Raw genomic sequence first — 21,413 nt, 5'->3', positions numbered from 1 at the left:
AAAGCCATTCCAATCTGGAATCACGCCATGGAATTCAAACAGCTCAAAAGCTTCGTCGAAGTCCTGCATCAGGGCGGTTTCACCCAAGCCGCGAAGACCCTGCACATCAGTCAGTCCGCCGTGAGCAAGCAGATCGCCCAGCTCGAACAGAGTCTCGGCACCCCATTGCTCGAACGACTGGGCTCGCAGATACGCCTGACTGCCGCCGGCAGTGTGGTGCTGCAACGGGCCGAAGGCATGCTGCGGTTGCGCAATGAATTGCTCAGCGAACTGGATGACCTCAGCCAGCTGGCACGCGGCGAGTTACGTCTCGGACTGCCGTTGTTGGGCAGCGACGCGTTGTTTGCCGGGTTGTTCGCCGAATACCGACGGCGTTACCCGAACATCAGCGTGCAGTTGCTTGAAGGCGGCAGTCGCAATATCGAACAGGCGGTGCTCAGCGGGGAGCTGGAGTTGGGCGGCAGCCTGCTGCCGAAAGATCCGCAATTCGATTTTCAGCCGTTCTGCGATGAACCGCTGGATGCGCTGCTACCGGTGGATCATCCACTGGCGGCAAAATCTGAAATCGGTCTGGAAGAGTTGGCCGAGACGCCGTTTCTTTTGTATCAGCGCAGTTTCGTGCTCAATGATCGCCTGCTTCAGGCGTGCCAGCAGATGGGTTTCACCCCGAAGGAAGGCGGGCGCAGCGGGCAGGCGGATTTTCTCGCGGCGCTGGTCGCCGCCGGGCAAGGCGTGGTGTTGCTACCCAGCGTGGTGGCGCGTGGTCTGGTGCGGCCAGGCGTGGTGCGCCTGACCTTGAGTGCGCCGGACTATTTGCGCTGGGATATCGCTTTCATCTGGCGCCGGGGTGCCTATCTGTCGAAGGCTGCGCAGGCCTGGCTGGCGCTGTTGCGCGAGCGTGGAATCAGCCCTTGAGCGTGGCGATCAACTGTTCCAGCCAAGGCTCGGCGTCGGTTTCCGGGGTGACGCTTTCGCTGGCGTCGATACGCAGCATGTCCTGCACTTCATTCACGCCCAGTTCACCGAACAACTCCCGCAGTTGCTCGCCGCCGCCGCAGAAAGTGTCGCCGTAACTGGCGTCGCCCAAGGCGATCACCGCGCCGGGCAAACCACGCCAGGCCGCCGGCAATTGGTCGCGAATCGCCGAATACAACGGTTGCAGGTTGTCCGGCAGCTCGCCCATGCCGGTGGTCGAGGTCACACCGAGCAAGGCTTCAGGACCAAAGGCCTGGAGATCGGCAAGGCTGGCGCGGGAGTTGTAGAAGGTTTCAAAACCGGCGGCGTTCAACAGGCTCTGAGCGTGGCGAGCGACTTCTTCGGCCGTGCCGTACACCGAGCCGGAGAGGATGGCGACTTTCATCAATCTGATCCTGAAACTGAAAAAAGAGCGGCGATAGTAACAGCCAGCGACGCCCTGTTGCGATTGGCTCTCGATAAGTGCTGATGGCCAGTAGACAGCGCTGGGCGATCTTCTAGAATGCCTTCGGTCGATAACCTTGAAAGGAATTCAAAGATGATCAATGCCAGCCTGCTGCAAATGGTGATCAACGCGTCGAACGATGGAATCGTGGTGGCCGAACGGGAGGGTAAGGAAGACAACATCCTGATTTACGTGAACCCGGCTTTCGAACGCCTGACCGGCTACACCAGTGAAGAAATCCTGTATCAGGATTGCCGCTTTCTGCAGTCAGGCGATCGCGACCAGGAAAACCTGGTCTTGATTCGCGATGCTCTGCGCAACAACGGCTCATGCCGGGAAATCCTGCGCAACTATCGCAAGGATGGCACGCCGTTCTGGAATGAACTGTCCCTGTCGACGGTAAAAAATGCCGACGACGGGCAGACCTACTTCGTAGGCGTGCAAAAGGACGTCACCGTTCAGGTCAAGGCACAGCAGCGGGTTGTGCAGCTGGAAGCCCAGGTCGCGGCACTGGAAGCAGAAATTGCTGCCTTGAAAGCGACGAACGGCGCAAACAAAACAGCGAACTAATTGTCATTAACTACAATCACCAATGACTTTGTAATTATTCATTTCGAGCTAGCCATGCAGCGTGACGCCCTCCTGACCCAGGATGAGCTGGATTTCATCCAGACCATGCAACACAACCCGCAACTGAATGTGCGGGATGCGACGTCGAGCCTGCTGGTCAATGGTGGTTCGCAGATCCGTGATCTGCTCACGCGCCTGGCAGCCCATGAGCAAGTCACCATCCAGGCCAGCTTCGAAAATCAGCAGATGACTTTTCCGCTGCATCTGGTGGAAGACGAGTTCCACGCCCTGCACCTGCGCCTGGGTGTACCGAGCATCTATGAAGACGGGCCGATGGTGCGCCCATGGCGCCTGACCCTGGAAGAGCCGGTGGCACTGGAAAATGCCAAGGGCCAGCCGGGTACGTTGTGGGTTCACGAGGTTTCGCACAAAGGTGTGCTGCTGGAAGTGCGCAACAAGACCAAACCGCCGAAGCATTTTGCCCTGTGGTTCAGCCCGTCGGGCTACGAGCGGATTTCCCTGCGCGGGACGTTCGAGCGGGAAACCGAAAGCGGCTTTTATGCTTACGAGTTAAGCCAAAGCGATGCCGACGAAACCGAGCGTCTGCGCCAGTTCATCCTGCAACAGCATCGTCTGACCCACCCCGCCCTGCACACCTGAGTCTCAGGTATCCAGCGTCCCCGCCAGAAACTGATTCATGCGCTGGCGCATGGTCGACCCTTCATTACCCAGACAGCCAACCGATGATCCGGCCAGGCTGTCCTGCGCCAGATCGGCAGCATCGCCTGCCAGCAACAACTGACAATCAAGACTCAGGGCCAGACGATTCAAGCGTCGTGGCAGCTCTGCGGTCGGCGCGTGATTGGAGAACAGCACCAGCGCCTGGGGTCTGATCTTTTCGCACACCAGCGTCAGTTCATCGAACGGCTGACCGGTCGTGAGCACACGAACGCCCGCGTCATTGCCACTGAGGAACAGCGCCGCAACCAGCAATTCGAGTTCACGACACTGCCCCGCCAGCGCGCTGACAATCACCTTGCGCGGCTGTGAACCCCGCAGCACGACGATCCGCTGCAGAACCTTCGCTCTCAGAAAACCATCGAAGAACAACCATTCGCTGGTTTGCCCGAACGCATCCTGGCGCTGCAGCATTTGCAGCCACAGCGGCATCAGGATGTCCTGAAACACCACGGGCAAGGTATAGGAAGAGAAGATCTGACCGTAGACCCGATCAAGCAGTTGGTCATCGAATGAACTGACCGCCTGCTCAACCTGCTCTTGCCACTGGATATAGTCCGCCTGCACCAGATCATCGGGTATGAGGTGGGCCAGCACTTTCATCGGCTCGGTCTTGGCCAGGATCTTGCCGACCTTGCTCACGGCGACACCGCGATCGATCCAGTCGACGATGCTGCGAACACGCTCGATATCGGTCATCGAATACAAGCGATGCCCACTTTCGGTGCGTGTCGGCTGAATCAAACCATAGCGGCGCTCCCATGCTCGCAGCGTCACCGGGTTCACGCCGGTCAGACGCGCCACCTCACGTATCGGGAAAAGCTCTTCGCGCTCCAGCGCAACAGAGCCCTGCAAAGCAGGAAGAACGTCTGTGATCACAGGCATTGGTGCGGACACGTCCTTGTTGGCGTTGTTGGATCCATTCTACTCCCGAAGACCTACCGTCGTTCAAGCCGAGAATTGGGACGAAAGTCTCTGGTTTAATCATGAGAATGAGGAATAATCCTTGCTTGTCGAAAAGCGCAGCCCTCTACCCCGGCGCTGCGTCAGGCGAAACTCCTACCCGGAGCGACGCAAATGCAATACGGAGATACACAATGTCTACTTCCCCCGTCACGCTGATGGTCGCGCGTCGTGTCGCCAATGGTCGTTATCAGGATTTGATCGCCTGGTTGCGAGAAGGCGAACAACTGGCCACCGACTTCCCCGGTTATCTCGGCTCCGGCGTACTGGCCCCGCCTCCCGGCGACGATGAATTCCAGATCATTTTCCGCTTTGTCGACGAACAGACCCTGCACGCCTGGGAACATTCGGCATCGCGCACCGCATGGCTGGCCCGCGGCAGCGATCTGTTTGCCCACCCGACGGAACATCGGGTCAGCGGGATCGAAGGCTGGTTCGGTGCAGCCGGACATCGCCCACCGCGCTGGAAACAGGCCGTGGCGATCTGGCTGGCGTTCTTCCCGGTGTCGCTGCTGTTCAATTTCGTGCTGGGCCCGCTGCTCGCTGAAATGAGCCTGTTGCCGAAAGTCTTCATCAGCACGCTTTGCCTGACCCCGTTGATGGTCTACTTCTTCATTCCGCTGTCGACCCGCCTGCTGGCCGGTTGGCTCAACCCGACTCCAGCACGCCCGTTGCCTGCCGGCCCCTCCACGCAAAATCGCTGAAGCCGTCGCTCGCGTCGCTGTTATAGTTTTTGCTCTGACTTCGACGCGAGCCGTACATGACCTCTTCCACAGCTCCCATCCTCATCACCGGCGCCGGCCAGCGGGTCGGCCTGCATTGTGCGCAGCGCTTGCTGGAAGACGGTCATCAGGTGATCTTCACCTACCGCAGCGAACGACCGGGTGTGAAGACGTTGCGGGATCTGGGCGCCCTCGGGTTGCACGCGGACTTTTCCAGCGAAGCCTCGATCCTCGCGTTCATCACTGAACTCAAGACTCACACCGACAGCCTGCGCGCCATCGTGCACAACGCCTCGGAGTGGCTGGCGGAAACCGACGACGGCGAAGCCGAAGCCTTCAGCCGGATGTTCAACATCCACATGCTGGCGCCGTACCTGATCAACCTGCATTGCGCCGAATTACTGCAGCGTTCGAGTCCTGCCGACATCATCCACATCAGCGATGACGTCACCCGCAAGGGCAGCAGCAAACACATCGGCTATTGCGCCAGCAAGGCCGGGCTCGACAGTCTCACGCTGTCCTTCGCCGCGCGCTACGCGCCGTCAATCAAGGTCAACGGCATCGCGCCAGCCCTGCTATTGTTCAATCCCGACGACGACGCGGCGTACCGCGCCAAGGCTCTGGCCAAGTCCGCGCTGGGCATCGAACCCGGCAGCGAAGTGATTTATCAGAGCCTGCGTTATCTGCTCGACAACCCGTATGTCACCGGCACGACCCTGACCGTCAACGGCGGGCGGCACGTCAAGTAATACGCCCCCGCGAGGATGCTCCATGACCCGTTCCCTGCCCGAGAATTACCGCGAGATCCTGATCGGTCTCGGTGAAAACCCTGACCGCGAAGGACTGCTCGACACGCCTGTGCGGGCGGCGAAGGCCATGCAGTATCTGTGTCACGGCTACGAACAGAGCGTCGACGAGATCGTCAATGGCGCGCTGTTTGCCTCCGACACCGACGAGATGATCATCGTCGCCGACATCGAGCTGTACTCGTTGTGCGAACATCACCTGCTGCCCTTCATCGGCAAGGCCCATGTGGCTTATATTCCGACGGGCAAGGTGCTGGGGCTATCGAAGATCGCGCGACTGGTGGACATGTTCGCCCGCCGCCTGCAGATCCAGGAAAACCTCACGCGCCAGATCGCCGAGGCGGTCCAGCAAGTCACCGATGCCGCCGGTGTCGCGGTGGTCATCGAAGCCCGGCACATGTGCATGATGATGCGCGGTGTCGAGAAACAGAATTCGACCATGAACACCTCGGTCATGCTCGGCGCCTTCCGCGAGTCGAGCAACACCCGCCAGGAGTTCCTGCAATTGATTGGACGGAGCAAGTAAATGCCACAACTTCAACCGGGAATGGCGCGCATCCGGGTCAAGGATCTGCGCCTGCGCACCTTTATCGGGATCAACGAGGACGAAATCCTCAACAAGCAGGATGTGCTGATCAACCTGACCATCCTGTACGCCGCGCAGGAAGCGGTGCGTGACAATGACATCGACCACGCGCTGAACTACCGCACCATCACCAAGGCGATCATCGCCCATGTGGAAGGCAACCGTTTTGCGCTGCTCGAACGCCTGACCCAGGAGCTGCTGGATCTGGTGATGGCCAACGAATCGGTGCTGTACGCCGAAGTCGAAGTCGACAAGCCGCATGCGTTGCGTTTTGCCGAGTCGGTGTCGATCACCCTCGCCGCCAGCCGCTGAACGTGTCTGGCGCTCCGGGCGTCAGACTTTTATCATCCGCGCCACGATTTGACTGCACAGAGCCCATCATGACCGAGCAACAACGCCTCGAACTCGAAGCCGCCGCCTTCCGCCGGCTGGTCGCCCACCTGGACAGCCGCAAGGACGTGCAGAACATCGACCTGATGAACCTCGCCGGGTTCTGCCGCAACTGCCTGTCCAAGTGGTACAAGGCCGAGGCCGACGAACGCCAGATCGAGGTCAGCCTCGACGATGCCCGTGAAGTGGTTTACGGCATGCCGTACGCCGACTGGAAAGCCCAATATCAGCAAGAAGCCAGCGCCGAACAACAAGCGGCGTTCGCCAAAGGAAAACCCCATGAGTGATCTGAACACCCTGCGCGCCAGCCTCAAGAGCGGCGAACACGTTTTTGCCGACACCCTGTCCTTCATCGCCGCCGGTTACGACTACCAGCCTAAGGCGTTCAACAATGGCGGTGTGGAAAACGCGGCCGGGCAGAACGAAGGTTCGTGCAAGACTCTGGGTCTGGCGCTGCTGGAAGGCTTGAGCGATGAAGAAGCGCTGCTGGCGTTCGGCGAACACTACCGCTCGGTCGTGGCAACGCCTGAAGGCAGCGATCACGGCAATATCCGTGCGCTGATCCAGAATGGTCTGGCGGGCGTGAAGTTCGAAGCGCAGCCGCTGACCCGCCGCTGATTCCGAGCGAATCGCAGGCATGAAAAAACCGGCCAATTGGCCGGTTTTTTTGTGCCTGCGTTCTTAGAACGAAACGTTCTGCAGATCGTCCAGGTAGCGCTCGGTGTCCAGTGCCGCCATGCAGCCGGCGCCGGCCGAGGTGATGGCCTGACGGTAAACGTGGTCGGCCACGTCGCCGGCAGCGAAGATGCCTTCGACGCTGGTCGCGGTGGCGTTGCCTTCACGGCCGCCCTGAACCACGAGGTAGCCGTCCTTCAGCTCCAGCTGACCTTCGAACAGCGAGGTGTTCGGGGTGTGGCCGATCGCGATGAACACGCCGTCGACCTTGATTTCGTCGAAGCTGCCGTCGTTGTTCTTCAGGCGCGCACCGGTCACGCCCATGTTGTCGCCCAGCACTTCGTCCAGGGTCGCGTTCAGTTTCAGCTCGATCTTGCCTTCGGCCACGCGGGCGTTGAGCTTGTCGATCAGGATCTTCTCGGCGCGGAAGGTTTCGCGACGGTGGATCAGGGTGACCTTGCTGGCGATGTTGGCCAGGTACAGCGCTTCTTCGACAGCGGTGTTGCCGCCACCGACCACAGCCACCGGCTTGTTGCGATAGAAGAAACCGTCACAGGTCGCGCAGGCCGAAACGCCTTTGCCCATGAACGCTTCTTCCGACGGCAGGCCCAGGTAACGAGCGCTGGCGCCGGTAGCGATGATCAGCGCGTCGCAGGTGTAGGTGCCGCTGTCGCCGGTCAGGCTGTATGGCTTGGAAGCGAAGTCCACAGCGTTGATGTGATCGAAGACGATCTCGGTTTCAAAACGCTCGGCGTGTTCGCGCATGCGCTCCATCAGCACCGGACCGGTCAGACCGTGGACGTCGCCCGGCCAGTTGTCGACTTCGGTGGTGGTGGTCAGTTGACCGCCGGCCTGCATGCCGGTGATCAGCAGCGGCTTGAGGTTGGCACGGGCAGCGTAGACGGCAGCGCTGTAACCGGCAGGGCCGGAACCGAGGATGATCACTCGCGAATGACGGACTTCAGACATGAACCTGCTCCTGTTGACCGGCCAAGACACCTGGCCGGACGCCGGACTGCCGGCGGGAATAAAAAAGGACTGTGGATAACCTTGGGGAAGGCGTGAGCTCGACAGTCCTGTAAAAAGTTGGGTGCAGCGTATCGAGGGGGGCAAGATTAAGGAAATACGGTTTAACAATCCAGCTCATAGGTGGTCTCTATGCCGACACACTGACGAGATGGACGTCTTTGTTACAGTGAATGTCGATCCCGCCGCCGCGCTTTCACAGGTTCTGCAAAGTCGGTAAGGTCGGCGCGTTTTCCCTTGCTCGGAGCACCTTATGCCCGCCCCTGTTCTGTCCGGCCCGCAATACCTGCGCGAAGGCCTCAAATTGGTCCTCAGCCCGGGCCTGCGCCTGTTCGTGCTGCTGCCGCTGGCCATCAACCTGGTGCTGTTCGTCGGATTGATCTACCTGGCCGGCCACCAGTTCAGCCTGTGGGTCGACACGCTGATGCCGTCGCTGCCCGAATGGCTGAGTTTCCTCAGTTACATCCTGTGGCCGCTGTTCGTGGTGCTGGTGGCGTTGATGGTGTTCTTCACCTTTACCATGCTGGCCAACGTGATCGCCGCACCCTTCAACGGTTTCCTCGCGGAAAAGGTTGAAGTGGTGGTGCGCGGCACCGACGACTTCCCGGCCTTCAGTTGGGGCGAACTGATCGCCATGGTCCCGCGCACTTTCGCGCGGGAAATGCGCAAGCTCGGTTACTTCCTGCCCCGGGCGATCGGCCTGTTCATCCTTTCGTTCATCCCGGTGGTAAATATCGTCGCCGCGCCGCTGTGGTTGCTGTTCGGGGTGTGGATGATGGCGATCCAGTACATCGACTACCCGGCGGACAACCACAAGCTGGGCTGGAACGAGATGCTCGCCTGGCTGCGGCAGAAACGTTGGCAAAGCATGAGCTTTGGCGGGATCGTCTATCTGGTGTTGCTGATTCCGGTGGTCAACATCCTGATGATGCCGGCCGCCGTGGCTGGCGCTACGCTGTTCTGGGTGCGTGAGCGCGGGGCCGAGAACCTTGTGACACAACGCTGAGACCGCGTCACAAATCCATCATCCGAGCGTCACAACCACGACATGGCCTCAGCCGACACTGAGGCCATGACGACAGCTCTACATATCACCCTCATCAGCGAAACCTTCCCGCCGGAAATCAACGGCGTGGCCAATACCCTTGGCCGCTTGTGCGACGGCTTGCGCGCACGCGGGCATCGGGTGGAACTGGTGCGACCGCGTCAGGCTGACGATCCGCAGCGCAGTGAAGACGAGTCGCTGCTGTTGTGCCGGGGCTGGCCGTTGCCGGGCTACCCCGGTTTGCAATGGGGTCAGTCGTCGATGCACAAACTGCTGCGGCGCTGGACGCGCCAGCGCCCGGACGTGCTCTATATCGCCACCGAAGGTCCGCTCGGGCTGTCGGCATTGCGCGCAGCGCGCCGTCTGGGGATTGCCGTGGTCAGCGGTTTTCATACCAACTTTCAGCAATACACCCATCAGTACGGGCTGGGTTTGCTGACGCGTTTGCTCACCCACTATCTGCGCTGGTTTCACAATCGTTCTGCGGTGACGCTGGTGCCGAGCGTCAGCCAGCGCCTGGAGCTGGAGCGTCGGCACTTTGAACGCCTGGCGCTACTGTCTCGGGGTGTCGACAGTCAGTTGTTTCACCCGGCCAAACGCCTGAATGGCTTGCGTGAGCAATGGGGTCTTGGCGAGCGGGACATTGCTGTCATTCACGTAGGACGTCTGGCGCCGGAGAAAAACCTCGGCCTGCTCAAGCGCAGTTTCGAAAAGCTCGCCGGCACTTATCCACAACGCAACCTGAAGCTGATCGTGGTCGGCGACGGGCCGCAACGAATGGCACTGGAAAAGGAACTGCCCGAGGCGATTTTCTGCGGCTCGCAACGGGGCGAAGCACTGGCGGCGCACTATGCGTCGGGGGATGTTTTTCTGTTTCCGAGCCTGACCGAAACCTTTGGTAACGTCGTGCTCGAAGCGCTGGCCTCAGGCCTTGGGGTGGTGGCTTACGATCAGGCCGCGGCGGCCCAGCATATTCGCCATGGCTACAACGGCGTGCTGGCGATGCCCGGGGATGAAGAGGCGTTCTGCGAGGCAGCAGCGTGGCTGCTGGAAGAAGACGAAAGGTTGCGCTGCGTACGCCTGAACGCACGCCAACACGCCAGCCGCCAGGGTTGGGCGGCCATCGTCGAGCAGTTTGAAAACCATTTGCTGGGGGCTTGCCGCGACCTGCGCGACAAGCCTCCCACCGCGATCAAACCAGCGTCATCAACGCCTCACGGCTGAACGGCAGAATGTCCTGCTCGCGGCCTTCGCGCACTTTCTGCGCCCAGTCCGGATCGACCAGCAGCGCACGCCCCACTGCCACCAGATCGAACTCATCGTTGTTCAGACGCTCCAGCAGTTTTTCCAGACTGGCCGGTTGCGCGACCTTGTCGGTGTTGACCATGAACTGCAGGAACTCACCATCGAGGCCGACGCTGCCGACGGTGATGGTCGGTTTGCCCGTCAGTTTGCGTGTCCAGCCGGCCAGGTTCAGGTCGGAACCGTCGAATTCCGGCTCCCAGAAACGGCGCGTCGAGCAGTGGAAAATGTCCACGCCTGCGTCGGACAACGGCTTGAGGAATTCGCCCAGCGCTTCGGCGGTTTGCACCAGACGCGCGGTGTAGTCCTGCTGTTTCCACTGCGAGAAGCGGAAGATGATCGGGAAGCCTTCGCCCACCGCCGCACGCACAGCCTGAATCAGCTCGATGGCGAAACGCGAACGGTTGACCAGGCTGCCGCCGTATTCGTCGGTGCGCTGGTTACTGCCTTCCCAGAAGAACTGGTCGATCAGGTAACCGTGGGCGCCGTGGATTTCCACGCCATCCATGCCGATGCTCTGGGCATCTTTCGCCGCTTGGGCGAATGCCGCGATCACGTCCTGGATGTCCTGTTTGGTCATGCCGTGTACGACGACCTGACCGTCCTTGAGTTTTTCCGACGGGCCGTAACCCGGCACGCTCGCGTCCGGCTCGGTGCCGATGCGGCGCACATTGCCGACGTGCCACAGTTGCGGAACGATCTTGCCGCCTTCGGCGTGTACTGCGTCCACGACTTTCTTCCAGCCAGCCAGCGCGGCTTCACCGTAGAAGTGAGGCACGTTCGGGTAACCGTTGGAAGCCTGGTGGCCGACGGTGGTGCCTTCGGTGATGATCAGGCCGACGCCGGCCGCCGCACGGCGGCGGTAGTACTCGATCACTTTGGAATTGGGTACGCCGCCCGGGGAAAACGAACGGGTCATCGGCGCCATGACCACGCGGGTCGGCAGTTCGAGGGCACCGAGCTGGAACGGTTTGAACAGGGCTTGCACGGGCATGGGAGGCTCCACGAAAAGGTTATCGACGGGCATGTGATTCATATGACGGCGATAATATGTTTAGTTCCACCCAGCCGCCAGCACTATTGATCTGAATGATTAAGGGTCAAAAGGCAGGCGAAAAAAATCGCAGCTCGAGGGCTGCGATTTTTTTGTTTCAGCTCAGGGCTTTTTCAATCGCCGTAATCACCGAAGGATCATCCGGCGCCGTGCGCGGCGAGAAGCGGGCCAGTACCCGACCGTCCTTGCCGAGCAGGAATTTCTCGAAATTCCAGGTGATATCACCGGGAAACTCCGCACCCTCGCCCGCCAGCAGACGGTACAGCTGATGACGGTCGTGACCGTTGACTTCGAGCTTTTTCGACAACGGAAAACTCACGCCATAGTTGAGGCTGCAGAATTCCTGGATCTCCTGCTCACTGCCCGGTTCCTGACCGGCAAACTGGTTGCACGGCAGGCCCAGCACACTGAAGCCTTTGCCTTTGTATTGCTGATAAAGGTTTTCCAGCGCCGCGTACTGTGGGGTCAAGCCGCATTTGGAGGCGACGTTGACCACCAGCACGACTTGGCCCTTGAAGGGTGCCAGCGGTAGCTCCTGACCATCCAGGGCTGTCAACTTAAGGTCGTGAAAAGCACTCATGACGAACTCCAGATTCCCGTTTTCTACTCGAAACAGCCACTTGGCGAGGCCACCAAGGACAGCCGCGGACTAAAAAGGCGCCCTCGGGCGCCTCTCCAGTACTCGAAGCTTAGCGCAGAAAATCAGTGGTGATGGCCACCTTCGCCATGGACGTGACCATGAGCGATTTCTTCCTGGCTGGCGTCACGGATGGCAACGACCTTCACTTTGAAGTTCAGGCGCTGACCGGCCAGCGGGTGGTTGCCGTCGACAGTGACGTCGTCGCCGTCCAGGTCACGAATGGTGACGATCTGCATCTGGCCGTCCGGCGCCGAAGCGTGGAACTGCATGCCGACTTCCAGCTCATCAACGCCTTCGAACATGCTGCGGCTCAGGGTACTGACCAGTTCAGCGGCGTATTCGCCGTAGGCATCTTCCGGCTCGACGGACACTTCCAGCTCGTTGCCGACTTCTTTACCTTCCAGGGCTTTTTCCAGGCCCGGGATGATGTTGCCTGCGCCATGCAGGTAGACCAGCGGAGCGCCGCCGGCGGAGCTGTCGATGACCTCACCAGCGTCGTTGGTCAGGGTATAGTCGATGGAGACAGCCTTATTGGCGGCGATCAGCATGGGGCGAGACCTTTTGCATAAGAATGAAGAACGGACAAGTCTAAACAAGGATTTGCCCGAAAGCGAACAGAACCCGGACAGACGGGATCGATTGGCGCCCGTGACCGTCACCGGATTCCATCAGGACGAGGACGGCCACTGGGTCGCCGAGCTCTCCTGCGGCCACACCCAGCACCTGCGCCACCTCCCGCCCTGGCAGTCCCGGGCGTGGGTCCTGGACGCTGCGCAACGTATTGAAAAAATAGGCCAACCCTTTGCTTGCGGTTGGTGCGCACAAGGCTCGGTTAGCGATAACCTTGGCGACTGAATTTCGGCAGATCGGCACACAGAGACGATCGCCATTGCCATGCACCCTTAGAGAATCCGCATGCAAACTTTTTTTATCGCGCCCACCGACTTTGGGGTGGGTCTGACCTCCATCAGCCTCGGGCTGGTGCGTACGCTGGAGCGGGCCGGGCTGAAAGTCGGCTTCTTCAAACCGATCGCCCAGCCGCATCCGGGCGACACCGGCCCTGAGCGTTCCACCGAACTGGTGGCCCGCACCCACGGCCTGAAACCGCCGCAGCCACTGGGCCTGGCCCACGTCGAGCGGATGCTCGGCGACGGCCAGCTCGACGAGTTGCTCGAAGAAATCATCACCCTCTACCAGCAGGCCGCCATCGGCAAAGACGTGCTGGTCGTCGAAGGCATGGTGCCGACCCGCAGCGCCAGCTACGCCGCGCGGGTCAACCTGCACCTGGCCAAGAGCCTCGATGCCGAGGTGATTCTGGTCTCGGCCCCGGAAAACGAAGTGCTGACCGAACTGTCCGGCCGCGTCGAGTTGCAGGCGCAACTGTTCGGCGGGCCGAAAGACCCGAAAGTCCTCGGCGTGATCCTCAACAAGGTCAAGACTGACGAAAGCATGGATGCCTTCGCCGCGCGTCTGAAAGAGCACTCGCCCTTGCTGCGCACCGGTGATTTTCGTCTGCTCGGCTGCATTCCGTTCCAGCCCGAACTCAATGCCCCGCGCACCCGCGACGTCGCCGACCTGATGGGCGCCCAGGTGCTCAACGCCGGCGACTACGAAACCCGGCGCATGACCAAGACCATCATTTGCGCGCGCACCATGCGCAACACCGTGGATCTGCTCAAGCCCGGCGTGCTGGTGGTGACCCCCGGCGATCGCGACGACATCATCCTCGCCGTCAGCCTCGCCGCTATCAACGGCGTACCGCTGGCCGGCCTGCTGCTGACCAGCGACACCCTGCCCGATCCGCGCATCATGGACTTGTGCCGTGGTGCGTTGCAGGCCGGTTTGCCGGTGCTGTCGGTGAGCACCGGCTCCTACGACACCGCCAACCTGCTCAACGGTCTGAACAAGGAAATCCCCGTCGATGACCGCGAACGCGCGGAGATCATCACCGATTTCGTCGCCAGTCATCTGGATGCCAACTGGCTGCACCAGCGCTGCGGTACGCCACGGGAAATGCGCCTGTCGCCGGCGGTATTCCGTTATCAATTGATTCAACGCGCCCAGGCCGCCAACAAACGCATCGTCCTGCCCGAAGGCAGCGAGCCGTTCACCGTGCAAGCGGCGGCGATCTGTCAGGAGCGCGGGATCGCCCGTTGCGTGCTGCTGGCCAAACCGGCAGACGTCGAAGCCGTCGCCCGGGCCCAGGGCATCGTGCTGCCGCCGGGGCTGGAAATTCTCGATCCGGATCTGGTCCGCGAACGCTACGTCGAACCGATGGTCGCCCTGCGCAAGAGCAAAAGCCTCAACGCGCCGATGGCCGAGCAACAACTGGAAGACACCGTGGTGATCGGCACCATGATGCTCGCGCTGGATGAAGTCGACGGCCTGGTCTCCGGCATCATCAACACCACCGCCAACACCATCCGCCCTGCGCTTCAGCTGATCAAGACCGCGCCGGGGTGCACGCTGGTGTCGTCGGTGTTCTTCATGCTGTTTCCCGAGGAAGTGCTGGTCTACGGCGACTGCGTGATGAACCCGCACCCGAGCGCCAGTGAACTGGCGGAGATCGCCCTGCAAAGCGCCGACTCGGCCGCTGCCTTCGGCATCACCCCGCGCGTGGCGATGATCAGCTACTCCAGCGGCGAATCCGCCACCGGCGAGGAAGTCGAGAAGGTTCGCGAAGCTACCCTGCTCGCTCACGAACAACAGCACTCGCTGCTGATCGATGGGCCGCTGCAATACGACGCCGCCGCCAACGAAACCGTGGCCCGGCAGCTGGCGCCGAACAGCCAGGTGGCCGGTCGCGCCACGGTATTCGTGTTCCCCGACCTCAACACCGGTAACACCACCCACAAAGCCGTGCAGCGCAGCGCCGATTGCGTCAGCCTCGGCCCGATGCTGCAAGGCCTGCGCAAACCGGTGAACGATCTGCCGCGCGGCGCGCAGGTCGACGACATCGTCTACACCATCGCCCTGACCGCGATTCAGGCTGCCAACCGACCTCTGGATATCTGACCCGATGCTGGCTTTTCTCCCTGCCACCCTGCGCGGCGTGATCGCCGCGCTGCTGCTGGCGCTGAACACGATCCTGCTGTGCTCGTTCCTGTTTCTCGTGGCACTGATCAAAGTGCTGCCGTTCGACCTCGCACGCCGCGCCTCGCGCTGGCTGATGAGCCACACCCACGAAGCCTGGATCAGCAACAACAAAGGCTGGATGAACCTGGTCCGCCGCACCCGCTGGCACCTCAGCGGCCTGCAAGGCCTGGACTACCAGCACTCGTACCTGATCACCAGCAACCACCAGAGCTGGGTCGACATCCTGGTGCTGCAATACGTGCTCAACCGACGCATCCAGCCGCTGAAATTCTTCCTCAAACAGGAACTGATCTGGGTCCCGGTCATCGGTCTGGCATGGTGGACACTGGGCTTCCCGTTCATGAAACGCTATTCGAAAGCCTATCTGGAAAAACACCCGGAAAAGAAAGGCAAAGACCTGGAAACCACCCGCAAGACCTGCGCGAAATTCCGCGACAATCCGGTAGGCATCTTCAACTTCGTCGAAGGCACACGCTTCACCGAAGGCAAACACGCGCAACAGCAATCACCGTTCAAATACTTGCTCAAGCCCAAAGCCGGCGGCATCGCATTCGTACTGGATGCGATGGGCGAACAACTGGAATCGATCGTCAACGTCACCATCCACTACCCCGGCGGACGCCCTGGCTTCTGGGACCTGCTGTGCGGCAATGTACGAGACGTAGTAGTGCACTTCGAAGAACTGAAAATCCCACCCCAGTTCATCGGCAAGAACTACGACCAGGACGGCGAATACCGCCTGCAATTCCAGGGCTGGATCAACCAGCTGTGGCAAGACAAGGATGCATTGCTCGAGCAGATGCACCGCGAATACCCGAACCAACGCTGATCCCCCGAAGAAGCCCCCGCAACAAAACATGCCAGCCGTCAGGCTGGCTCACACAGGAAAGCAGTTCGCTTTTAGCTTTGGCTTTTCGCTTCCCACCACTCAACACAATGAGCGTTAGCTCGAGTACCGCTTTTGACGTGCCGGCCCCATCGGAAGGCTGAGTGGAGGGATTTATCCGGGGGTGGGAGCGCAGCGACCGTGCGGCGCAGCCGCATGCATCGAGAGGAGGTGCAGCGAAGCAAACCGTAGGCGATGCCCCCGGATGAATCCCGGAACGAAGGAACACCGAGCCAAAGCGAGGTGCCGAACGCCGGGGCCAAGCCTTTTGGTTACTTTTTGGCGTTTGAAAAAGTGACCCGCTGTAAGAGCGGAACCGCCAGCCGCAGCACCAGAAAAAACGGATATTCACACCAAACAACCAAAAAAAACCCGCCGATGATCACTCATCGGCGGGCTTTTCATTGGCAGCTAACGCTTAAATCGCGCCACGCTTACGCAACAGATCCAGCACTTGTTTGACGCTTTCTTCCAGCGACAACGACTGGGTATCAATCACCAGATCAGCATCCAGCGGCACGTCATACGGGAACGACTCACCCGGAATGTTATCGCCACCGGCAGCATACAAACCTTGCGGATCACGCTCGGCGCAAACAGTCGGCGAAGCCTGGACATAAACCGTCAGCAGACGCTCCTTGCCAATCAGATCCCTGGCCTGTTCACGACCCTCGGCACTCGGCGCCACGAACGCAGCAAGCGTCAGCAGACCCGCTTCGTTGAACTGACGCGCCACGTGTGCAGCACGACGCCAGTTCTCGGTGCGACCGGCGCGATCCTGCGGCAGACCTTTGTTGAGGTCGTGACGCAGGTTCTGGCCATCCAGCACAAACACCGCACGACCCAGATCGAACAGCTTGCGCTCGACCGCGTACGCCAACGTGCTCTTGCCCGCGCCCGACAGGCCGCTGAACAACACAGTGGCCGGTTGCTGACCGAAACGCTGAGCGCGCTCTTCGGTTGCTACATGGGCCAGTTTGCCGTGATGCGTAGCCGTGCCATGGGTCACCGGCTGAGCGACGATCATGCCGGCACCGACAGTGCCGTTGGTCAAACGGTCGATGACGATGAACGCGCCGGTGGTGCGGTTGCTGTCGTAACCGTCGAGGGCGATCGGCGCGTCGAGCGCGATCTTCACCTTGCCGATTTCGTTGAGCTGCAACGCGCTCGCCGGGCCTTCTTCGAGGGTGTTGACGTCGACCTTGTTGACGATGCTGGCGATGGAGCCCGGCACGTAACTGGTGGCGCGCTTGATGTCGTATTTCTTGCCCGGCAGCATCGGCTCTTCAGCCATCCACACCAGCATCGCTTCGAAGCTGTCGGTCACTGGTGGAACGTTGTCGGCGTGTACCAGCAGGTCGCCACGGGAGATGTCGATTTCGTCTTCCATGGTCAGCGTTACCGCCTGGCCAGGGCCGGCGTGTTCCAGTTCACCTTCGAAGGTGACGATGGATTTCACGCGGCTGCTCTTGCCCGAAGGCAGGACCACGACTTCGTCGCCCTTCTTGACGATGCCGCTGGCCAGGGTGCCGGCGAAACCGCGGAAGTTCAGGTTCGGACGGTTGACGTACTGCACCGGGAAACGCAGATCGGTGAAGTTGCGATCGCCCGCCACTTCCACGGTCTCGAGGATTTCCATCAGCGACTGGCCGGTGTACCACGGCGAGCGCTCGGACTTGTTAACGACGTTGTCGCCCTTCAGAGCGGACATCGGCACGAAGTGCATGCTCGTCGGCTTCATCTTCAAGCCTTCGGCGAACTTCAGGTAGTCGGCCTTGATCGACTCGAACACGCCCTGATCGAAGCCCTTGAGGTCCATCTTGTTGATGGCGACAACGATGTGTTTGATGCCCAGCAACGAGGCGATGAAGCTGTGGCGACGGGTCTGGGTCTGCACGCCGTAACGGGCGTCGACCAGGATGATCGCCAGGTCACAGGTGGACGCACCGGTGGCCATGTTGCGGGTGTACTGTTCATGGCCGGGGGTGTCGGCGATGATGAATTTGCGCTTGGCGGTGGAGAAATAGCGGTAGGCGACATCGATGGTGATGCCCTGCTCGCGCTCGGCCTGCAGGCCGTCGACCAGCAATGCCAGGTCGATGTCGTCACCGGTGGTGCCGACTTTCTTCGAATCGCGGGTAATGGCTTCGAGGTGATCTTCGTAGATCATCTTCGAGTCGTGCAGCAGGCGCCCGATCAGGGTGCTCTTGCCGTCATCGACGTTACCGCAGGTCAAAAAGCGCAGCAGCTCTTTACGTTCGTGCTGGCCCAGGTAGGCGAGGATGTCCTCGCTGATCAAATCAGATGCGTGCGACATGACAACCCCTTAGAAATAACCCTGACGTTTCTTGTCTTCCATCGAGCCTGCGCCATCGTGGTCGATGACCCGGCCCTGGCGCTCGGAAGTTCGCGTCAGGAGCATTTCCTGAATGATGTCCGTCAGGCTTTCGGCCTCGGACTCCACCGCGCCCGTCAACGGGTAGCAGCCAAGGGTACGGAAACGCACTTTCTTTTTGACGATGCGCGCTTTGTCTTCATCAGACAGGTGCTCGAGGATGCGCTCGTCGTCGATCATGATCAGCGTGCCGTTCTTCTCGATCACTTCGCGTTCGGCGGCGAAGTACAGCGGTACGATCGGGATGCCTTCGAGGTAGATGTACTGCCAGATGTCCAGTTCGGTCCAGTTCGACAACGGGAACACACGAATGGATTCGCCCTTGTTGACCTTGCCGTTGTAGACGTTCCACAGCTCGGGACGCTGGTTCTTCGGGTCCCAGCGGTGTTTGCTGTCGCGGAACGAGTAGACGCGCTCCTTGGCGCGGGACTTCTCCTCATCGCGACGGGCACCGCCGAAAGCGGCGTCGAAACCATGCTTGTCGAGTGCCTGCTTCAGGCCCTCGGTCTTCATGATGTCGGTGTGCTTGGCGCTGCCGTGGGTGAACGGGTTGATGCCCTGCGCAACGCCATCCGGGTTGACGTGGGTGATCAGGTCCAGGCCCAGTTCTTCGACCATCTTGTCGCGGAACTTGTACATCTCCTGGAATTTCCAGCGGGTGTCGACGTGCATCACCGGAAACGGCAGTTTGCCCGGGAAGAACGCCTTGCGTGCCAGATGCAGCATCACGGCGGAGTCTTTACCGATGGAGTACAGCATCACCGGGTTGTCGAACTCGGCGGCCACCTCGCGGATGATGTGGATGCTTTCCGCCTCCAGCTGTTTCAGATGCGTCAGTTTGTCGACCATGGCTACTCACGAAAGCTTTCTTATGAACGGCCAGCGGGCCGTGTTCGAGCGAGGAATCCTAGCACAGCGACCTCTTCTAATCAGGACGCCAACTAGATCGAAAGGGTATATGAATATGCCCGCCCGTTCGGGTGCTTTCAGGCAAAAGTCAGATCGGATTCGGGCAGTCGATGAAGATATGCTCGAGGGCAAAACGCTTCGCCAGATAGTCGCCCAGCGCCTGCACGCCATAGCGTTCGGTAGCGTGGTGGCCGGCGGCGATGAAGCTGATGTCGTTTTCCCGGGCGCTGTGGAATGTCTGCTCGGAGGCTTCACCGCTGAGGAACAGATCGACGCCGGCCGCGATGGCGTTGTCGATGTAGCCCTGCCCGCCGCCAGTGCACCAGCCGACCCGACGGATCATCGCGCTGCCTTCGACCAGCAGCGGCTCGCGGCCCATGACTTCCTGGACTTTGCGGGCGAAATCACGCGGGGTCATCGGCTCGCTCAGCGAACCGACCAGACCGACGATCTTCAGGTTGTCCGGGTCCAACGGTCCTTCGACGGTGATGTCCAGCTGACGGGCCAGTTGCACGTTGTTGCCGACGTCCGGGTGCAGATCCAGCGGCAGGTGATAACCGAGCAGACTGATGTCGTGCTTGAGCAGCGTCTTCAGACGGCGCTGCTTCATGCCGGTGATGCACGGGTTCTCGCCCTTCCAGAAGTAACCGTGATGCACCAGCACCAGATCGGCTTCGGCCTCGACGGCGGCATCGAGCAATGCCTGGCTGGCGGTGACGCCGCTGACGATGCGCATCACCTGCGGACGGCCCTCGACCTGCAGGCCGTTGGGGCAATAATCGGCAATTTTCGCACTGCCGAGGTAACGGTCGGCTTCTTCGACCAGGGTGCTCAGGGCGACGGCCATGAAAGACTCCTAAATATCCCGTTCAGAGGCACGCGCGGCCTCGTATAATGCGCGACATTATGGGCGGTCTGACCCCGCCTGCAACTTTTCCAGGACGTGCTTAATGCTCAAGGCGCTGCGTTTTTTCGGCTGGCCGCTGTTGGCCGGCGTGCTTATCGCTCTGTTGATTATTCAGCGTTACCCGCAGTGGGTCGGGCTTCCGAGCCTCGACGTCAACCTGCAACAGGCCCCGCAGACCACCAGCGTGCAGCAGGGGCCGGTGTCCTATGCCGACGCGGTGACCATCGCCGCGCCGTCGGTGGTGAACCTCTACACCACCAAAGTCATCAACAAGCCAAGCCATCCGCTGTTCGAAGACCCGCAGTTTCGCCGCTTCTTCGGTGACAACTCGCCGAAGCAGAAGCGCATGGAATCGAGCCTTGGCTCCGGCGTGATCATGAGCCCGGAAGGCTACATCCTGACCAACAACCACGTCACCAGCGGCGCCGACCAGATCGTCGTGGCGCTCAAGGATGGTCGCGAAACCCTGGCCCGAGTGATCGGCAGTGACCCGGAAACCGACCTCGCGGTCCTGAAGATCGACCTCAAGACCTTGCCGGCGATTACCGTCGGCCGTTCCGACAACATCCGCATCGGCGACGTCGCACTGGCCATCGGCAACCCGTTCGGTGTCGGCCAGACCGTGACCATGGGCATCATCAGCGCCACCGGCCGCAACCAGCTGGGCCTGAACAACTACGAAGACTTCATCCAGACCGACGCGGCGATCAACCCGGGCAACTCCGGCGGTGCGCTGGTCGACGCCAACGGCAACCTCACCGGCATCAACACCGCAATCTTCTCCAAGTCCGGCGGCTCCCAAGGCATCGGCTTCGCGATCCCGGTGAAGCTGGCAATGGAAGTGATGAAGTCGATCATCGAGCACGGTCAGGTGATTCGCGGCTGGTTGGGTATTGAAGTGCAACCGCTGACCCAGGAACTGGCCGAGTCGTTTGGCCTGTCCGGGCGTCCGGGAATCGTGGTGGCGGGTATTTTCCGCGACGGCCCGGCCCAGAAGGCCGGCCTGCAACTGGGCGACGTGATCCTGAGCATCGACGGCGAACCGGCCGGCGATGGCCGCAAATCGATGAACCAGGTGGCGCGGATCAAGCCAACCGACAAGGTCACGATTCAGGTGATGCGCAATGGCAAGGAGTTGAAGCTGACCGCTGAAATCGGCCTGCGTCCGCCGCCAGCGCCGGTGAAGGAAAAAGAAGAGTAAGACTTTGTTCGCGTCACTGGCGCGAATAACAGACATTCTCAACAGGCATGTTATATTGTTTCAATTAGCACATTGGAACAAC

The 21,413-nt window shown here is 60.6% G+C and carries 24 protein-coding genes; 15 read left to right on the top strand and 9 right to left on the bottom strand.

Annotated elements, in window-relative coordinates; translation table 11 throughout:
• The first annotated feature begins 27 nt into the window (after positions 1-27).
• Positions 28-915: a LysR family transcriptional regulator gene (locus AC1RT4_RS21355; RefSeq protein ID WP_493087658.1), complete on the top strand. Its 888-nt coding sequence runs from the start codon at positions 28-30 to the stop codon at positions 913-915.
• On the opposite strand, the gene AC1RT4_RS21350 is transcribed toward AC1RT4_RS21355, so the two are convergent.
• Positions 905-1,360, bottom strand: a complete 456-nt coding sequence (locus AC1RT4_RS21350; protein WP_493087656.1) for a flavodoxin — start codon at positions 1,358-1,360, stop codon at positions 905-907. The genes AC1RT4_RS21355 and AC1RT4_RS21350 overlap by 11 nt on opposite strands.
• A 153-nt stretch (positions 1,361-1,513) precedes the next feature.
• Between AC1RT4_RS21350 and AC1RT4_RS21345 the strand changes: the two genes are divergently transcribed.
• Positions 1,514-1,990: a PAS domain-containing protein gene (locus tag AC1RT4_RS21345; RefSeq protein ID WP_493087654.1), complete on the top strand. Its 477-nt coding sequence runs from the start codon at positions 1,514-1,516 to the stop codon at positions 1,988-1,990.
• 54 nt (positions 1,991-2,044) lie between these two features.
• Complete coding sequence (locus AC1RT4_RS21340) at positions 2,045-2,650, top strand: hypothetical protein (protein WP_221533406.1); 606 nt, start codon at positions 2,045-2,047, stop codon at positions 2,648-2,650.
• Between the two features lie 3 nt (positions 2,651-2,653).
• Here the strand turns inward: AC1RT4_RS21340 and AC1RT4_RS21335 are convergent, their stop codons facing one another.
• The gene (locus tag AC1RT4_RS21335; RefSeq protein WP_493087652.1) at positions 2,654-3,613 is read right to left on the bottom strand and encodes a MerR family transcriptional regulator; all 960 of its coding nucleotides are present in this window, start codon (positions 3,611-3,613) and stop codon (positions 2,654-2,656) included.
• A gap of 212 nt (positions 3,614-3,825) precedes the next feature.
• Between AC1RT4_RS21335 and AC1RT4_RS21330 the strand changes: the two genes are divergently transcribed.
• The 6 genes from AC1RT4_RS21330 to AC1RT4_RS21305 all read left to right on the top strand — a co-directional run bounded on the left by AC1RT4_RS21330 (position 3,826) and on the right by AC1RT4_RS21305 (position 6,813).
• Positions 3,826-4,395 (top strand): antibiotic biosynthesis monooxygenase, encoded by a 570-nt coding sequence (locus AC1RT4_RS21330; RefSeq protein ID WP_493087650.1) that lies wholly within the window; start codon positions 3,826-3,828, stop codon positions 4,393-4,395.
• 56 nt (positions 4,396-4,451) lie between these two features.
• Positions 4,452-5,162 (top strand): dihydromonapterin reductase, encoded by a 711-nt coding sequence (gene folM / locus AC1RT4_RS21325; RefSeq protein ID WP_493087647.1) that lies wholly within the window; start codon positions 4,452-4,454, stop codon positions 5,160-5,162.
• Between the two features lie 22 nt (positions 5,163-5,184).
• Positions 5,185-5,745, top strand: a complete 561-nt coding sequence (gene folE, locus AC1RT4_RS21320) for a GTP cyclohydrolase I FolE (RefSeq protein WP_007957209.1) — start codon at positions 5,185-5,187, stop codon at positions 5,743-5,745.
• On the top strand, positions 5,746-6,117 hold the full coding sequence (gene folX, locus AC1RT4_RS21315) for a dihydroneopterin triphosphate 2'-epimerase (RefSeq protein ID WP_007957207.1): 372 nt from the start codon (positions 5,746-5,748) through the stop codon (positions 6,115-6,117). It begins immediately after the preceding gene.
• A 68-nt stretch (positions 6,118-6,185) separates the two neighbouring features.
• Positions 6,186-6,482, top strand: a complete 297-nt coding sequence (locus AC1RT4_RS21310; protein WP_493087644.1) for a DUF1244 domain-containing protein — start codon at positions 6,186-6,188, stop codon at positions 6,480-6,482.
• Positions 6,475-6,813 (top strand): HopJ type III effector protein, encoded by a 339-nt coding sequence (locus AC1RT4_RS21305; protein ID WP_493087640.1) that lies wholly within the window; start codon positions 6,475-6,477, stop codon positions 6,811-6,813. Before AC1RT4_RS21310 ends, AC1RT4_RS21305 begins: the two co-directional genes overlap by 8 nt.
• A gap of 63 nt (positions 6,814-6,876) precedes the next feature.
• Here AC1RT4_RS21305 and trxB read toward each other — a convergent pair whose 3' ends face one another.
• The gene (gene trxB / locus AC1RT4_RS21300; RefSeq protein ID WP_007957204.1) at positions 6,877-7,839 is read right to left on the bottom strand and encodes a thioredoxin-disulfide reductase; all 963 of its coding nucleotides are present in this window, start codon (positions 7,837-7,839) and stop codon (positions 6,877-6,879) included.
• A 310-nt stretch (positions 7,840-8,149) separates the two neighbouring features.
• On the opposite strand from trxB, the gene cysZ reads away from it, so the two are divergent.
• Both cysZ and AC1RT4_RS21290 read left to right on the top strand, forming a co-directional pair.
• On the top strand, positions 8,150-8,902 hold the full coding sequence (gene cysZ / locus AC1RT4_RS21295) for a sulfate transporter CysZ (protein ID WP_493087633.1): 753 nt from the start codon (positions 8,150-8,152) through the stop codon (positions 8,900-8,902).
• Positions 8,903-8,944: 42 nt separating this feature from the next.
• Complete coding sequence (locus AC1RT4_RS21290; protein ID WP_493087631.1) at positions 8,945-10,165, top strand: glycosyltransferase family 4 protein; 1,221 nt, start codon at positions 8,945-8,947, stop codon at positions 10,163-10,165.
• On the opposite strand, the gene AC1RT4_RS21285 is transcribed toward AC1RT4_RS21290, so the two are convergent.
• The 3 genes from AC1RT4_RS21285 to AC1RT4_RS21275 all read right to left on the bottom strand — a co-directional run bounded on the left by AC1RT4_RS21285 (position 10,134) and on the right by AC1RT4_RS21275 (position 12,485).
• Positions 10,134-11,237: an NADH:flavin oxidoreductase gene (locus tag AC1RT4_RS21285; RefSeq protein WP_493087628.1), complete on the bottom strand. Its 1,104-nt coding sequence runs from the start codon at positions 11,235-11,237 to the stop codon at positions 10,134-10,136. The two genes, AC1RT4_RS21290 and AC1RT4_RS21285, sit on opposite strands and share 32 nt — an antisense overlap.
• 157 nt (positions 11,238-11,394) lie before the next feature.
• Positions 11,395-11,877, bottom strand: a complete 483-nt coding sequence (locus AC1RT4_RS21280) for a glutathione peroxidase (RefSeq protein WP_007959082.1) — start codon at positions 11,875-11,877, stop codon at positions 11,395-11,397.
• A gap of 122 nt (positions 11,878-11,999) precedes the next feature.
• Positions 12,000-12,485, bottom strand: coding sequence for an FKBP-type peptidyl-prolyl cis-trans isomerase (locus AC1RT4_RS21275; protein ID WP_085698479.1), 486 nt, complete (start codon positions 12,483-12,485; stop codon positions 12,000-12,002).
• Here AC1RT4_RS21275 and AC1RT4_RS21270 point away from each other — a divergent pair.
• The 3 genes from AC1RT4_RS21270 to yihG are packed head-to-tail and all read left to right on the top strand — an operon-like array spanning position 12,454 to position 15,862.
• Positions 12,454-12,792 (top strand): DUF3565 domain-containing protein, encoded by a 339-nt coding sequence (locus AC1RT4_RS21270; RefSeq protein WP_170928952.1) that lies wholly within the window; start codon positions 12,454-12,456, stop codon positions 12,790-12,792. The genes AC1RT4_RS21275 and AC1RT4_RS21270 overlap by 32 nt on opposite strands.
• A gap of 60 nt (positions 12,793-12,852) precedes the next feature.
• Positions 12,853-14,952, top strand: coding sequence for a phosphate acetyltransferase (gene pta, locus AC1RT4_RS21265; RefSeq protein WP_493087622.1), 2,100 nt, complete (start codon positions 12,853-12,855; stop codon positions 14,950-14,952).
• Positions 14,953-14,956: 4 nt separating this feature from the next.
• Complete coding sequence (gene yihG, locus AC1RT4_RS21260) at positions 14,957-15,862, top strand: 1-acylglycerol-3-phosphate O-acyltransferase, YihG family (protein WP_007959087.1); 906 nt, start codon at positions 14,957-14,959, stop codon at positions 15,860-15,862.
• Between the two features lie 475 nt (positions 15,863-16,337).
• Here yihG and cysN read toward each other — a convergent pair whose 3' ends face one another.
• From cysN to AC1RT4_RS21245, 3 genes are all read right to left on the bottom strand, one after another.
• Entirely contained in the window at positions 16,338-18,236 is a 1,899-nt protein-coding gene (cysN, locus tag AC1RT4_RS21255; protein WP_493087620.1) for a sulfate adenylyltransferase subunit CysN, read from the bottom strand.
• Positions 18,237-18,245: 9 nt separating this feature from the next.
• Positions 18,246-19,163: a sulfate adenylyltransferase subunit CysD gene (gene cysD, locus AC1RT4_RS21250; protein WP_007953546.1), complete on the bottom strand. Its 918-nt coding sequence runs from the start codon at positions 19,161-19,163 to the stop codon at positions 18,246-18,248.
• Positions 19,164-19,311: 148 nt separating this feature from the next.
• A complete protein-coding gene (locus AC1RT4_RS21245) occupies positions 19,312-20,070 on the bottom strand; it encodes a Nif3-like dinuclear metal center hexameric protein (protein WP_011332485.1) in 759 nt (252 codons plus the stop codon).
• A gap of 103 nt (positions 20,071-20,173) precedes the next feature.
• On the opposite strand from AC1RT4_RS21245, the gene algW reads away from it, so the two are divergent.
• Positions 20,174-21,331: a Do family serine endopeptidase AlgW gene (gene algW, locus AC1RT4_RS21240; RefSeq protein ID WP_273902588.1), complete on the top strand. Its 1,158-nt coding sequence runs from the start codon at positions 20,174-20,176 to the stop codon at positions 21,329-21,331.
• Positions 21,332-21,413 lie beyond the last annotated feature (82 nt).

The organism is Pseudomonas sp. GW821-FHT11D10, assembly GCF_058808435.1.
This window is presented reverse-complemented; position numbering and strand designations above follow the sequence as displayed.